This window comes from Streptomyces sp. NBC_00289 (assembly GCF_041435115.1).
Classification (GTDB): Bacteria; Actinomycetota; Actinomycetes; order Streptomycetales; family Streptomycetaceae; genus Streptomyces.
This window is the reverse complement of record NZ_CP108046.1, coordinates 9,978,664-9,992,682: the sequence shown is the minus strand read 5'-3', so window position 1 is coordinate 9,992,682 and position 14,019 is coordinate 9,978,664. Positions and strand designations below refer to the sequence as shown.

Annotated in this window: 7 protein-coding genes and 9 pseudogenes; 7 read left to right on the top strand and 9 right to left on the bottom strand. The window is 66.8% G+C overall.

Annotated features, from left to right (window positions below):
* Nucleotides 1-141 precede the first annotated feature (141 nt).
* A pseudogene (locus tag OG985_RS45380) lies at nt 142-489 on the bottom strand (transposase); the annotation flags it as partial.
* Nucleotides 490-734: 245 nt separating this feature from the next.
* Between OG985_RS45380 and OG985_RS45375 the strand changes: the two are divergent.
* The 3 genes from OG985_RS45375 to OG985_RS45365 are packed head-to-tail and all read left to right on the top strand — an operon-like array spanning nt 735 to nt 2,058.
* Nucleotides 735-1,217, top strand: coding sequence for a transposase (locus OG985_RS45375; protein ID WP_371666735.1), 483 nt, complete (start codon nt 735-737; stop codon nt 1,215-1,217).
* Nucleotides 1,214-1,768, top strand: coding sequence for a transposase (locus tag OG985_RS45370; RefSeq protein WP_371666736.1), 555 nt, complete (start codon nt 1,214-1,216; stop codon nt 1,766-1,768). Before OG985_RS45375 ends, OG985_RS45370 begins: the two co-directional genes overlap by 4 nt.
* 53 nt (nt 1,769-1,821) lie before the next feature.
* The gene (locus OG985_RS45365; protein WP_371666737.1) at nt 1,822-2,058 is read left to right on the top strand and encodes a helix-turn-helix domain-containing protein; all 237 of its coding nucleotides are present in this window, start codon (nt 1,822-1,824) and stop codon (nt 2,056-2,058) included.
* A 236-nt stretch (nt 2,059-2,294) separates the two neighbouring features.
* Here the strand turns inward: OG985_RS45365 and OG985_RS45360 are convergent.
* Nucleotides 2,295-3,488 (bottom strand): annotated as a pseudogene (locus OG985_RS45360) (IS4 family transposase); the annotation flags it as partial.
* 127 nt (nt 3,489-3,615) lie between these two features.
* On the opposite strand from OG985_RS45360, the pseudogene OG985_RS45355 reads away from it, so the two are divergent.
* From OG985_RS45355 to OG985_RS45345, 3 pseudogenes are all read left to right on the top strand, one after another.
* Nucleotides 3,616-3,985 (top strand): annotated as a pseudogene (locus OG985_RS45355) (transposase); the annotation flags it as partial.
* Nucleotides 3,986-4,036: 51 nt separating this feature from the next.
* Nucleotides 4,037-5,299 (top strand): annotated as a pseudogene (locus tag OG985_RS45350) (ISAzo13 family transposase); the annotation flags it as partial.
* A gap of 3 nt (nt 5,300-5,302) precedes the next feature.
* Nucleotides 5,303-6,186 (top strand): annotated as a pseudogene (locus tag OG985_RS45345) (IS5 family transposase).
* Between the two features lie 303 nt (nt 6,187-6,489).
* Here OG985_RS45345 and OG985_RS45340 read toward each other — a convergent pair.
* Nucleotides 6,490-6,669 (bottom strand): hypothetical protein, encoded by a 180-nt coding sequence (locus OG985_RS45340; RefSeq protein WP_371666738.1) that lies wholly within the window; start codon nt 6,667-6,669, stop codon nt 6,490-6,492.
* Nucleotides 6,670-6,982: 313 nt separating this feature from the next.
* Here OG985_RS45340 and OG985_RS45335 point away from each other — a divergent pair, with 313 nt between their 5' ends.
* Nucleotides 6,983-9,697, top strand: a complete 2,715-nt coding sequence (locus tag OG985_RS45335; protein ID WP_371666739.1) for a LuxR C-terminal-related transcriptional regulator — start codon at nt 6,983-6,985, stop codon at nt 9,695-9,697.
* A gap of 43 nt (nt 9,698-9,740) precedes the next feature.
* Here the strand turns inward: OG985_RS45335 and OG985_RS45330 are convergent, their stop codons facing one another.
* The 6 genes and pseudogenes from OG985_RS45330 to OG985_RS45305 form a co-directional block, all read right to left on the bottom strand.
* The gene (locus tag OG985_RS45330) at nt 9,741-9,920 is read right to left on the bottom strand and encodes a hypothetical protein (protein ID WP_371674715.1); all 180 of its coding nucleotides are present in this window, start codon (nt 9,918-9,920) and stop codon (nt 9,741-9,743) included.
* A 218-nt stretch (nt 9,921-10,138) separates the two neighbouring features.
* A pseudogene (locus OG985_RS45325) lies at nt 10,139-10,330 on the bottom strand (IS30 family transposase); the annotation flags it as partial.
* A 7-nt stretch (nt 10,331-10,337) separates the two neighbouring features.
* Nucleotides 10,338-11,045 (bottom strand): annotated as a pseudogene (istA, locus tag OG985_RS45320) (IS21 family transposase); the annotation flags it as partial.
* Nucleotides 11,046-11,214: 169 nt separating this feature from the next.
* A complete protein-coding gene (locus OG985_RS45315) occupies nt 11,215-12,519 on the bottom strand; it encodes an ISL3 family transposase (RefSeq protein WP_371674168.1) in 1,305 nt (434 codons plus the stop codon).
* A 112-nt stretch (nt 12,520-12,631) separates the two neighbouring features.
* Nucleotides 12,632-12,700: pseudogene (locus tag OG985_RS45310) on the bottom strand (hypothetical protein); the annotation flags it as partial.
* 218 nt (nt 12,701-12,918) lie between these two features.
* A pseudogene (locus OG985_RS45305) lies at nt 12,919-13,581 on the bottom strand (transposase); the annotation flags it as partial.
* Nucleotides 13,582-14,019 lie beyond the last annotated feature (438 nt).

Sequence of the window (14,019 nt, the reverse complement as noted above, 5' to 3'; positions counted from 1 at the left end):
GGTGGCCCGGCTGTCGCGTCGGGTGGGCGCCGGGTTCCACTGCCCGGGGCGGGTGATGCTGTCGCAGGGACGGTGGTTGTGTGTCAGCCGGGGCCGGGCAGGAGCGGGAGCTGTTCAAGAGCCGTGGTGATCTCGCCGGTCCAGGGCAGTGACGGGCGAGGCGGAGGATGCGGCGAAGGTGTCGATCAGGCGGGAGACGGTCGGGTCGGAGCCGACCGGGCCGAAGAGGGCCGGTTCGGACCGCAGCATCGCGACATCCGCGAGGCAGCCGCCGCCCAGAGCGACCGCAAGGGCGATATCCAGGAGGATCTTGCCGGGACCGTGGACGGCCCGCGGCTTCCGCCACGGAGCCAGGGCCTGGGACATGGCTTGGGCGAGACCGCTCTTGCGCACCGTTTCGACGAGCAGGACCGACCCGGCCTGGAAGACGACCTGACGGCCGTCGTCCTGGACACGGACACGCGGGTAGGAGCCGATAGAGTGCTTCACCTGGGAAGTGCCTCTGATTTCAGCGGGAACAAGGACCTCGACAATCCTCATTCTTGCTTCTGAGGTTTTCTGCCTAGTGCTGGATTCCGCTTTGGTTGGGTATATGTCTTGGTGGCGGGGTAGTTGATGGTGCTCGGGGGCGGGTGCTGGGCATGGTGTTATGGGCACGGCCGGGTTGTGACGAGGACGAACGGGCAGTTGTCCGTCGGTTGTCGCGGGCGCGGAAGGCGCCGCGGGATGTGGTGATGCGGGCCCGGATGATCGAGCTGAGCTGGTCGGGGCTGCGGGTGCCGGCGATCGCGGTGGAGCTGGGCTGCAGCGAGAAAACGGTCCGCTGCTGGCTGCACCGCTTCAACCGCTCCGGGCTGGAGGGGCTGGATGATCTGGGCGGGCAGGGCCGCAAGCGGCGGATCACCGAGGCCGAGCGATCCCGGATCATCGCTCTGGTCAAACAGGTGCCGCCGGGCCGGCTGCGGTGGGAGCCGGGCGGGGAACTGTGGGCGGCCGACGAAGCCGGGCCGGCCGAGTGGACGCTGGACTCCCTGGCCGCCCAGGCCCGGCAGCTGGGTATCGAGGTCGGCCGCTCCCAGGTGCGCAGGATCCTGGTTGCCGAGGGGGTGCGCTGGCGCCGTACCCGATCCTGGACCCGTTCAAAGGACCCGGACTTCGCGGGAAAAGGACGCGGATCATCGGCCTCTACACCCAGCCACCCGACGGCGCGACGGTGATCTGCGCCGGCGAACTGGGGCCGGTGATCCCCCGCACTTTTCCGCCCGCACCGGGCTGGTCACCCGACGGGCACCGGATCAAGTCCGAGCTCGACTACGGCTGCGGGCCAGAAAAGACCTGGGTCTACGGGGCTTTACGCATCCGGGACGGCCAGCAGATCACCATGGCCGCATCCTCCCGCAACAGCGTCTTCTACCAGCAATTCCTTCAACTGGTCGAGGACGCCAATCCGGCCGGTGAGATCTGGATCGTCACCGACAACCTGTCCTCCCACAACAGCCTGTCCACCCGGACCTGGCTGGAGGACCACCCCCGCATCCACCACGCGTTCATCCCGGTCGGCGCCTGCTGGCTGAACCTGCAGGAAGGCTGGTGGCGGATCTTCCGCAAGACCGCCCTGGCCGGACGGTCCTTCGCCAACCCCGACGACATCACCCAGGCCACAGCCGTGGCCACCCGGCAACTCAACGCCCGAGCCCGCCCCTGGATCTGGGGCCGGCCAGCCCCGCCCACCCGCCAACTACGACGCCGATATGTGTACATCCAATGAGGAATGCAGCACTAGGGTGACGGTGATGTCGTGGGTGGGTGTATCCCTGGAGGATGCGGTATCCCGATGGGGGTGGCCTGACCGCGAAGCAGCGGGCCCGGCGGGAACAAGTGCGGTTCGAGGCTGCCGAGTTACTTGCGCAAGGGGTGACACCGCCGCAGGTCGCGCGGCGGTTACGTGTCTCATGCAAGTCCGCCTATGCCTGGCATGCCCGTTGGCGGGACGGGCGAGGACCTTGCCCTCGTCGCCCCAGTCGACCTAGCCTCAATACCAGTGACTTAGTGACCTAGCTTCGTCGGGCTTTGGTTGACGGGTTGATCGGGGCGGTGCGCCAGTGCGGGGCGATGGTCATGGCGTCTGCTGGGTCCCGGGTGGGCTGAGGCCAGGTGTAGTGCTCGTCGCGTTTGACGCCGAAGTTGGACATCTTGCGTTTGACCACGCGCGGGTTGGAGCGTCTGCGGCGGGTGGGTAACAGGCGCGCGGTGATCTCGCGGAGTCCGTCGGTGAGGGCGGCGGTCAGACGGTCAGGGGAAAAGGCCGCCTGCGCGGTGACCTGGCGTCGTGCGAGGCGGATGCTCCGGGTGAAGGAGAGCCTGTCGGGGTCGAGGCCGGCCTGCTCGGCGGCGTCGTGCATCAGGGTGCGGATGGCGTGGTGGACCAGCAGGTGTGCCCAGACCTCCTGCTCGACGCCTTCGGGTGAGCGGGAGCGCAGGACCTGGGCAGGTCCGCGTTGATGGGTCTTCAGCTCGTCCAGCGTGTTCTCGAACTCCCACCGCTGGTGGTACAGGGCGGCCAGCTCGGTGGCCGGGGCGGCATCGGGATCGAGGACCGTGGTGATCAGCCGGTAAGGGGCGTCCTGCCCGGGATCGTCCAGGGTGTACTCGATCACCCGCACCATTTCCGGGTCGGCACGCTTGCGGTGGTCTCTGGCCGCGACGATCTCTGACAAGTACGAGCCGTCGGGCAGCTCTTCGCGGACCGGCAGCACCTGGTGGGAACGGATGCGCCACAGCAGGTCCGCACCGCCGGCCGAGGCCGCCCGCCACAGCTCCAGGCCGGTGAAGCCGCGGTCGGCCAGCAGCAGATCGTCCTCGCCCAGGTGACCGAACAGCTCGCGGGCCAGCACGAGTTCGGACGTGGTGCATGGGCCGAGAGCCGCCGTGGTGATGGCATGGGTGCCGCACTCGGCCAGCGCGACCACCCGCACCTGCGGATACGCACACCGCTGGGTGCGGTGGGTCTTCGGGCGCCCGAAGTGCGCCACGTTCTCCTGGCTGTCCGGAACGTCGAAGACTGTGCCGTCGATGGCCATCAGCCGCCACCGGCCGTAGAAGGCACCCGGTGTCGATTCCGTGGCCAACGGCCGGGCCACCGAGGCGAACAGGGCCTTCAGCGGTTCTGGACCGAGTCTCGCGCGCGCTCTCGAGATCGCCCCCGTGGTCGGCACCTGCCACGACCCCGACCAGCGCTTCGCCCAGGTCAGCCCATGCGTCAGCAGCCGAGCGACCTCTTCGTAGCCCTGGCCGGAGAACAAGCACATCGCCAGCACGAAGTAGACCACCACGCGCGGCGGCAGCCGGTTACGCTGCCCGGACCTCCCGCACTGGGCCACCACCCGATCCACCAGCTCCGGCGGGAACGACCGCGTCAACAGCCCGACCGCGATGCGATCCGACAACCGCTCGTCCGTCTCCGGCTTCACCTGACCCGGCCGTGGCATCCCGGCACCTCCCCGCCACGCACCCTACCAGCCACCACCCTAAGTCACTGGTATTGAGGCTAGGCCAGCCCTAGTACTGCAACGGCGTCTACCGTGACTGCTGGCCAGCTCGATCGTTGGTGTGGTTATGGGTGGGGACCTTGCTGATGTGCGTGTGTGGGCGAGTGAGTTGGACGCGGTGCACGGGCGGTTCGGGCACCGGCTCAGCCGGTCGGAGCCGCGGGAGTCGGCGCTGGCCTATATGCGGGGGCTGATCGCTCCGCTTGAGCGCAAGAACGGCTGGACGCTGGCCGAGGAGGCGGGCCATGGCGGGCCGGACCGTATCCAGAGGATGCTGAACCGGATCGAGTGGGACGCTGGTCCTCGACGATGTACGGCGCTACGTGGTCGACCACCTCGGTGACCGGGAGCCGGTGCTCATTGTCGACGACACGGGCTTCCTGAAGAAGGGCACTCGCTCTGCGGGAGTGCAGCGGCAGTATTCCGGCACCGCGGGGGCCCGTATTTCATAAGTGCTCGGCAGAGGGGTGTTGGTGGGAGTCTGAGATATGCCCCCGTGTCTGTCAGACGGCGTTGCCGCTCGTGCTCTGCGGGCCAAGATCCATCAGATCCTGCCGCACTTCGATGAACGCCGCCGTCGGCTGTACCTGGCCAGTGAGGCTACGGCCCTCGGGCATGGCGGGATCGTCCGGGTCGCCGCCGCCTCCGGTACCAGCACTGCAACCATTGCGCGAGGTATGGCCGAGTTGGCCGGTCGCTCGTCACCGACCCTGCGGGTCCGGGCTCCAGGTGCCGGCCGCAAGAGGCTGACAGACACCGACCCTGGTCTGCTGCCCGCGCTGGAGTCGCTGATCGAGCCTCACACCCGAGGCGACCCCGTCTCCCCGTTGCGGTGGACCACGCTGTCGTTACGGGCGCTGGCCTCGACCCTCACCACGCAGGGCCAGACGGTTGTCAGCGCTTCAACCGTCGGACACCTTTTGCATACCCTGGGATACAGCCTGCAGGGAACCGCGAAGACAACAGAGGGCATCAGCCATCCCGACCGCAATGCCCAGTTCACCCACCTGAATGCCACCGCCGCCGCCTTCCTCAACGAGGCCCAGCCGGTGATCAGCGTTGACACCAAGGCCCAAGGAATGGCTCGGTAACCGGGACCGGCCCGGTCGCACCTGACGGCCGGGCAAGAACGCGATCAAGGTGGACTGCCACACGTTCACCACCAACGACCAGCCCATGGCGATCCCCTACGGGATCTACGACATTGCCAACAACAGCGGATGGGTCAATGTCGGAACCGACCACGACACCGCCGAGTTCGCGGTGGAGTCCATCCGCCGCTGGTGGCAGCACCGCGGACGGACGGACCACCCGAATGCTTGCAGGCTCCTGATCACCGCCGACTCCGGCGGCTCCAACGACCCTCGCCGCTGGACCTGGAAGAACAACCTGGCCGCCTTCGCACGGGAAAGCGGTCTGGAGATATCGGTCTGTCACCTACCGCCCGGAACTTCGAAGTGGAACAAGATAGAGCACCGGATGTTCTGTCACATCACCGCGAACTGGCGGGGGCGGCCGCTGACCACCTACCAGTCGTCCTCGAGACCATCGCCGCCACAACAACCAAGACCGGCCTGACCATCGGGGCCGAACTGGACACTGGCAGCTACGACCTGGGGATCAGCGTCACACCCGCCGAGTTCCACGCCCTTCCGATCACACCCAACGCCTCCCACGGTGACTGGAACTACACACTGTCTCCCGTTCCACCGCGAGCGCCCGACGCGCCGGCAACGACACACCGGACCGACCGCATGGGACGTGGTGACCTGACGAACGCGGAGTGGGATCGACTGGAGTCGTTCTTGCCTCGCGGTGGTGCGGGTGGGGGCCGGTGGAGCGATCACCGCCGGGTGATCAACGGGGTGCTGTATCGCGTGCGCACGGGAGTGCAGTGGCGGGATTTGCCGGAGCGCTTCGGGCCCTGGGAGACGGTCTATAAGCGTCATCGCCGCTGGTCGGCGGACGGGACCTGGCAGATGCTGCTGTCGCGGGTGCAGGCCGCCGAGGATGCCGAGGGTCGGATCGACTGGGACGTGTCGGTCGACTCCACAGCGGTGAGGTCTCACCAGCACGCGGCCGGCGCGATGAAGGCGCCCCCCGTCACGGGTCCTCAAAAGGGGATCCGCCGGGGGACGAACCAGGTCGATCCGGTGCTTCGGAAACTGGCCGTCCGGTTGGAGGAGGTGGTCAGATCGGCGAGTGTCTGAGGCGATCCCGCGGCGGCTTCACCACCAAAATCCATCTCGCCGCCGACGGACGATGCCGGCCGCCCGCCTTCCTCTTGACCCCCGGACACTACGGTGACGGCCCACAACTCGAGCCCGTCCTGCAGCTGGTGTCCGTGCCCCGCGTCGGAGTCGGCCGACCTCGCACCCGGCCCGATCATGTCCTGGCCGACAAGGCCTACACGTCGCGCCGAAATCGCCGCTACCTGCGACGACGCGGAATCCCGCACACCATCCCCGAACGCCTCGACCAGCAAAGGCACCGCCGCAACCGCGGTTCTCGAGGCGGCCGGCCCGCAGGCTTCGACAGCGAGCGCTACAAGAAACGCAACACCGTCGAGCGCGCCATCAACCGACTGAAGGGCTTCCGAGCCTCGGCATCACCCCTGTCCCCACGTCGGCGTCGGTAGTGCAGGGCGACTTCAACCCAGTAGCTCTTACTCATCAACGCCTAGCTGCAGCAAGAAATACTAACGACGTGTTCGGCGCAGTAGAGGTGTGCGCCGTTGCCCTTGTCCACCTTCCTACCCCCCCTCGGGGAGGTGGACTTCCACACTCCATCGGTCGCGCATGCCGAAGGAGTGGCGGCCCCCACCCTGTCGAAAGGGTGGGGGCCCAATTTTTCTGCGCGGGACTGTCTGTCGGCGAAGCCGAGGTCGTGCGCCATCGCCGACGCATGCCGATGCGGCCGGTCAGGACAGCAGGTCGTGCCTTTACCGTTGATCGTGGACACCGGTTGTCATGCGGCGGTGGTCAGCGTAGTTGATCGTTGGCGCGTGCAGGCTGACGACCTGCCCGCCCTGCACAGCTTCGTCATCGGCCTCGGCCAGGACCTCGACGCCGTCGTCTCCGGGCTCAGCTCCGGCGCCGTCGAGGGCCACAACAATGATCAAGCGTCAGATCCGCGCCAACTTTGGCCTGCTCCGCAATCGGGTCCTCCTCACCGCGCGAGGCCGTTCATGATCGCGGTTGTGGTGACCCTCCATGGCTCCGGCACTAAAAGTGATCCAGAACCACTCTTCAGCCGTCGCCGACAACCACAGACCCTCGGATGTGGAATCGTCCTGCCGGTTACTCACGCAGTGCACTTGAACAGCGGTGTTGCCAGCTCTCGAGTTCCGGACACCCGGGCTGGAAAAGGCCTAGTGAGTATCAATTGCTTAATCGGCGGCCGCTGGTGGTGCGTAATCCTTCACGGGATCAGTCATGTCCAACCTTGCTCGGAGACCACTCGTGGAGACGGATGTTTTGGGACGATTTTGGCCATTTGTGGGCCGAGATGCAGAGCTTGCTGTCTTCGCGAAAGCGTGGGGTGATCCGCGATGCGAGGGGTTCACGGTGCACGGGCCCACAGGAGTGGGCAAGTCGCGGCTAGCCGAGGAATGCCTGGCGCGGGCGGTGAGCGAGGGATTTCGGGGAGCGCGAGTGACGGCCAGTTCAGCCGCCGCCGCCGTACCCCTAGGAGCCATTGCACATCTGGTGCCGTCCGAGGTTGACCTGTCCGACCCGGTGACCGGATTCGAGGCTGCCGCTTCCGCTCTGTCCGGCCCCGCACGCACACGCCGGTGGGCTGTCTGGGTTGATGACCTGCAGCTCCTGGACGCGGCTTCGGCCATGCTGCTGCGGCAGCTGATGGACATCGGCGTGATCCGCCTGATCGCCACCATCCGTACGGGTGAGCCAGCTGGCGAGGCCGTGGACGCTCTGACCCGCGGCGATGCGGTGCACCGTCTGGATCTGGAAACCTTCAACGAAGACCAGGTTGACGTGCTGCTGCGGACGGTGCTGGGCGGCCCGGTGACACACGGAACCCTGAAGCGGCTGTATACCGTTTCGGGGGGTAATGCTCTGTACTTGCGGGAAATGGTTCACGGCGCGCTCGCTAAAGGCGCCCTGACCCACGACGGAGAGATACGGGCACTGGGTGAGATCTCACTGGCGGGTACACCACAATTGACCGAACTCATCAAGAGCCGGTTGGCGACCGTGGGCCCGGACGGCTGGCCTGTACTGGAACTGATCGCACTGTGCGAGCCGCTGCCTCTGGGCGACGCCGAAGCGATGGCCTCATCGCAGGTACTGGCCGAACTGGAGTTCGCCGGCCTGATCGGCACTACGCGGGACCAGCGTCGGACCACCCTCACACTGGCCCACCCGCTGTACGGCGAAATCATCCGAGCTGGTCTGCCCGCCCTGCGCCGGCGCGCCTTGCTGCTCCAGCAAAGCGAACGCACGGAGAGCCGCGGCGCTCGCCGCCGGGACGACGCACTCCATACGACCGCCTGGCGCCTTTCCGCCACCGGCACCGCTGATCCTCTTCTGCTTGCTCGAGCCGCAGTACTGGCCCGCCGCGGACACGACTACCAGCAGGTCACCACCTTGCTGCAGGCCATACCCGATGAGCATCATTCGGCGAGCAGCCGGATGCTTCTTGGGGAAGCCCTGTTCCAACTGGGCCGCTGCGACCATGCAGAGACGATACTGGCCGGTATCGACACGACGACTGTCGGGGAACAAGACCAATTGGCCATTACTCTGGTACGGACAGCGAACCTGCTATGGAGCAACACCTCCACGGCTACTGCTTTCGCAGTCAATGACGCCGCTCTGGAGTCGGTCACTGACCCCCGGGGACGCCGGACGCTGCGTCTCAACGAGGGCTTCATGCGCATCGCCGCCGGTCAGATCCACAAAGGCCTGGACCAGCTGGACGACATGCAACCCGACGTCGATCATGAGCATGATGTCGATGCCTGGCTGCGCGGAGCACTGATGAAACCTGTCGGACTTGCTCTGGTAGGTCGCACGCGTGAGGCTATGACGTGGGCGGAACGCGCTCACACCGTCCACCGGCGAGTCGACGAACACGCCCTGGTCTCCCACCCGTCCGTCCACCGGATTTCCCTGGTGCTTGCACTGACCGAGGCCGGCCAGCTGGAGGAGGCATACGAGGCCGGCAAGAGCGCCTACGCCGATCTGCCCCACTTCGACAAAGTCGTGAGGGTCTGGCTTGCGCTCTGCATCGCCCGCGCCTCGTGGCTTGCCGGGCACCCGACAACAGCTCGCCGATGGTGGGCCGAGGCCGCCACCGCAGCGCGATCCATCGACCTCATCAAGGCGCTCCGGCCGGCTTTGAGCGGCATCGCCGCATGTGCGGCTGTGCTCGGCGATCTGGATGCTGCCGACGCGGCTATAACCGAGCTCACCACCTACCCGCCCCTTCCCCCAGGCCCTCTCTCCAGTGGAGAGGTACATCTGGGCCAGGCCTGGGTGTGGACAGCTCGCGGACAACTGGCCAAAGCCCGGGCCGTGCTGACCAAAGCCGCCCAAGCCGCCAGGGACACGGGCCACGTCACCGGTGAAGCCCTACTCCTCACCGATATCGCCCGCCTGGGCGGCGCCAAAGACGTCACCACCCGCCTGAGCCAGCTGGCCGATACATGCGACGGGGCTTTCGCCCCCGCCCGCGCTCACCTGGCCACCGCGCTAGCTGCCGACGACCCCGGTCAACTCCTGACGGCAGCCGACGAACTCGAGGAAATCGGTGCGGATTTGCTGGCAGCCGAGGCCGCGACGGCAGCCGTCGCAGGCTGGCACCGGCTCGGTCTGGCCAGGAACGCCGCCGCAAGCACCCGACGGGCATCCGCTCTCCTGACCCGCTGCGAAGGTGCCCGAACCCCGCCACTAGCCACCTCCAAAGCCGCCGCTCCCCTCACTACCCGCGAGCGAGAGATCGCACTGATGGCTGCAACGGGTCACTCAAGCAAAGACATTGCCGCAGCCCTGACCCTGTCCGTGCGCACCGTCGACAACCACCTCCACCACAGCTACACCAAACTCGGTGTCACCAACCGCCGCGAACTGGCTGAAGCCCTCGGCGTCAGAAACTCCAGTTCAGCAAGATGGACCACTCGCCCGTAACAACCCACGACCCGGCATCCGAGTTGTGTATCAAATCGCCCTTCTAGTACCGGTGTTGATCTATGCCGCACTGCCACAGGGTCATGTCGAGGGCGTCCAGGGCGAGGCGGGTCTCCTTTGAGGTGGCTGCTGACCAGCCGACGATGCGGCGGGAGAAGGTGTCCACGACGAAGGCGACATACGACGTGGTGTGCGACACCAACTCCTGATCAGGCCCTGACACGCAGTGAGCCGTACGGGTTGGTGTTGTTGTGACGCAATACCTGGCCCGTACGGCTTGCTCGCATCGTCTCTGCACCCGCATCTCACGGAATCAACTCGGCAAGATCATCGCCGAGTTGGCCGCGTCCTGGATGGCACGGAAGCACGCCCGGCTGCGCGAACGTCTAGGTCACGAGCGTCTGCGGGCTGAGGGCGGAGGCCCGGACCATCAGCTGGTTTTCACCGATCGGGTGACCGCCACCCTGGTGATCCTGCGATTCCAGCTCCCACACGCCGCCCTCGCCCTCCCCAATACAAGTCGGGGTACTGCCGGAGCAGACCGTTTGTGTCCTCGTTCGAGCCGCGTTGCCAGGGGCTTGCCGGGTCGCAGGAGTAAACCGGTATGTCGGTGGCGAGGGTGAATTCGTGGTGCCAGCCCATCGTAGTGCCCGGCGAACGCGACCGCTTCCGGGTGCAGCGGGACCGCCTCGCCCGGCGCGACGTGACGGCGCACGACGGTCTTGGTGCGGTCGTAGACGATCGTCATCGGCACCCCGCCGAAGTGCGCGAACGCGGCCCGGTGGCAGTCGAAGAAGCTCGTCAGGTCCTGGCCGGTGGTGAAGCAGCAGAACGGATCGCGCGAGTACGACAGTGTCATGTGGAACGAGTAGACCTTGGGAATCCCGACGTGGGCGAGGATCCTGCCCTCATCGCCCCAGTCGACCTGGGCCTGGGCGCCCGGGACCACTTCGAACCGGCGGTGCAGACCCGCCAGTTCACCCGGGCTGATGCCGAGCTCCTCGGCGATCCGGGGCCTCGCCTCCTGGAGGTAGATCTTGACCCGCTGGTAGTTGATGGTGACCTGGTACTCCGAGGCCAGGCGCTCATGGATCACCGATGCCCTCAGCAGGATCTCCGACTTGAGCATCGCGTCGATGAGCGGAGCGACCTCGTCGACCGCCCGATGCTGCCGTCTCTCGGCCGTCCGTTTCGGCGGCGCGACGGGAGCCTCGCCCGACAGGTACTTCGAGACCGTGCGACGGTTCAGCCCGGTCTCCTTCGCGATCTCCCGCAGGCTCATCGCACCGGCCTCGTACAGACCGCGAAACCGCCTCAACTCCAGCCAGCGATGCGGGTCCAAGACCACCTCAGCCGCCCCTCTGCCACCCCGAAACCGACGACAGAAGACTCGCGGCACCCACCCGCCACCGCATCAACTTTGGTGCACCCTCATCCGTACGAGGTGGTGCACGATCACGGCCCTGGCAAGATTTTCGTGAAGCGGGAGTGTGCCTCCGTGCGCCGGTGACGCTCCGTCACGGGTAGCTGCGTCGGAGTCCTGCCATGAGGATGACGCGGTGGCGCAGGAGCGGAACTCCGGCACGGCCAGCCATGATCCTCTTCTGAAGCTTCAGATCCGTGATCCGGCCTTCATTGACGCCGGAGTTGAACGGGGTGGTGATCCCCTGAACGACTGCGTGCTGGTCCTCGCGGATTGCCTTGGCCAAGCCGTCCAGAGCCGGGAGGCGGGAGGCCGCGAGGTGGTCAAGCCAGTCCGGCAGTGGGGCGGCGTCGCGAGCACTGAGCATTGACGCGAACTGCCGCACCAGGTCGTGGGTTCGGTCCAGCTCCGGGCAGTGCTCAAGCAACCGCCGGAGTGCCTCGGTGGCGTGCAGGCTGCGCCGAGACGGCGTGGTGGTGATCCAACGGGCGAGCTGGCGGGGCGAGGGTGGCCGCTCGCGCGGTGTGTCGATCGGCAGACCGCGACGCAGGGGTGCAATGGCCATTTTGACTCTCTGGTAGTGGCCTCCGTAGCCCTTGGCGACGATCTCCTGGTGCAGCACCGTCGCGGTGTGCTCGCCTTCCTCCCAGCGTTGACGCAGATGCTCCAGGTACGGATCGAGGCTCGTGGACCGGCGGGGCGGAGTGCGGCGTGCGCAGTCCTGCCAGGAGGTCGCACGTGCGTACTTGGCAACGGTGCGTCGGTTCAGGCCCAGCTCGCGGGCTATCGCGCTGAGCGAGCGGCCGGAGTGGGAGGCCGCGTGTACCGCCTCGAACAGCCGCTTGGCGTGGCGGCGAGCAGGAGAGTCAGCTGTCTCGAATGGTTCTGCCGGCGGTGGTGAGGCAGGTTCGGATTCAGGTATTGCGGCGGACAGACAGCCGCGGTGCGCGGCGGCAATGTCCGAGACCCGTTTCGACAGTCCCTGCCATAGGTGAAAACGGTCGCTGACCTGCACCGCTTCCGGGGCGCCGTCGGTGATGCCCTGCCGGTAGACCAGCGAGCCGTCCCTGCACACCACCTCGACGCCGGGATGCGTACGCAGCCAGACGGCCAGCTGCTCTGCATCGCGCCCGGCCCACAGCTCGATCGGCAACCGCGTGTCGCCATCCACCAGCAGCGTGCCGTAGACGTCCGCGTACAACGCGAAGTCATCCACAACCAGCACTCGCGGTGTCGCGACTGCCGGCAGCCGCATGCGCATCAGCTGGAACAGCACACTCGTCCGCGACAGCGGCGCCTTCAGAATGTGCAGGAGCCGTGCCCCGCCACGGCCGGCGAGCAGCACTCCGGCCATCTCCACCAGGTGCTGCAGCAGCGGACTCCGACGCTGGTAGCGCACCGTCAGCCCCTCTACCTGCTTCGGCAAACGTCCGCCGGCCGCAGCTCGGACTGTCACAGAACAAGCGCCGCACCGCCAGGGTGATCAGCACCGCGCGTCCACCGGCAGCGACATCGGCCAGCGTGCGGGAGTACCGGCTGTGCACCCGCGTCGATCCGCGCCCGCAGTCCGGACACGCCATCGTCAACTCGCGTGTCAGAGCCACGATACGGACCACGCTGCCCGCCGACCACACCCGCTCCACCCGCACCACATCCAGGTGCGGAGACATAATCCGTACGAGGTCATCACACACTCGCAGACGGTCCCGCTACCCGTGACGGAGCGTCACCGGCGCACGGAGGCACACTCCCGCTTCACGAAAATCTTGCCAGGGCCACGATCACTTGTACGCCGACAAGCGCCGAGCATGACCTTGCGGATCGCTTTGACCAGACCGCTGTGGCTTTCGGAAATGACCGGGCGGACGCCGCTCAGGCCGCGTTCGCGCAGGTGACGCAGGAACTGGGCCCAGAAGACTTCGGTCTCGCTGTCGCCGACCATGACACCGACGACCTTACGGCCGCCGTCCTGGGTGACGGCGGTGGCGATGACGACCGCCTGCGAGACGATGCGGTGGTCGACGCGGGCCTTGACATAGGTGGCCTCGAGGAACAGGTAGGGGAACCGGATGTGGTCCATCGGAGCCGAGGGCTTTGACCAGGTCGTCGACCGAGCGGGTGGACACGCCGTGGACGTATGCCTCCATGATGACCGCGTAGAGGGCCTGGTCGATGCGCCGCCGCCGCTCGATGAGGCTGGGGAAGAAGCTTCCGGCCCGCAGTTTCGGGATGGCGAGTTCCAGGTCGCCGGCCTGCGTGGTCACCGTCTTCTCGCGGTGCCCGTTGCGCCAGGTGGTGCGGGTGTCGGTGTGTTCGCCCCACTCGGCGTCGATCTTTGTGGTGGCCTCGGCCTCGATCAGTTCCTGCAGCAGCCTTCAGCGACCTCGCGGACGAATTCAAGACCATCGGCCGAACGTAGTGACTCAAGCAGGCGAAGTAGGTCCTGCTGGGACAAGGCCATCGTGCACCCCCTGGGGTCGAACTGCCCGTCCACTCCGGACAGTTGCACGATGGCCTGCCAGTTGAGCAGGGAGCAGACACCGGCAGACGGTGCACCCCAGGGAGCAGAACCCGCGCACTCAACCGCGGAGATCCCCTACACCACTCAGCGGGACGCATCCCCAGTTTCGGCTGAGATCTGGCGGATGGTGGCTTTCTCACGCAGCCGGTCGGCGAGTCCTCGCGCAGATACCGCGAGGGGCCGCAGACCACTGCTGCCTTCCGTGCCGGAGGCAGTAATCTGCGGCCCTGGCCGCGTGAGCGGTGCCTTGCGCCACTTCTTGCCAGTCCGGATGTCGATCCCGGCGATCCGGCAGGCTTCACTGTTGCTGCAGCCCTGCTGCATGGGCCGAAAGTGCCGATCTCGAACTCCGTCGAACAAACCCTGTGAACTGGGGTG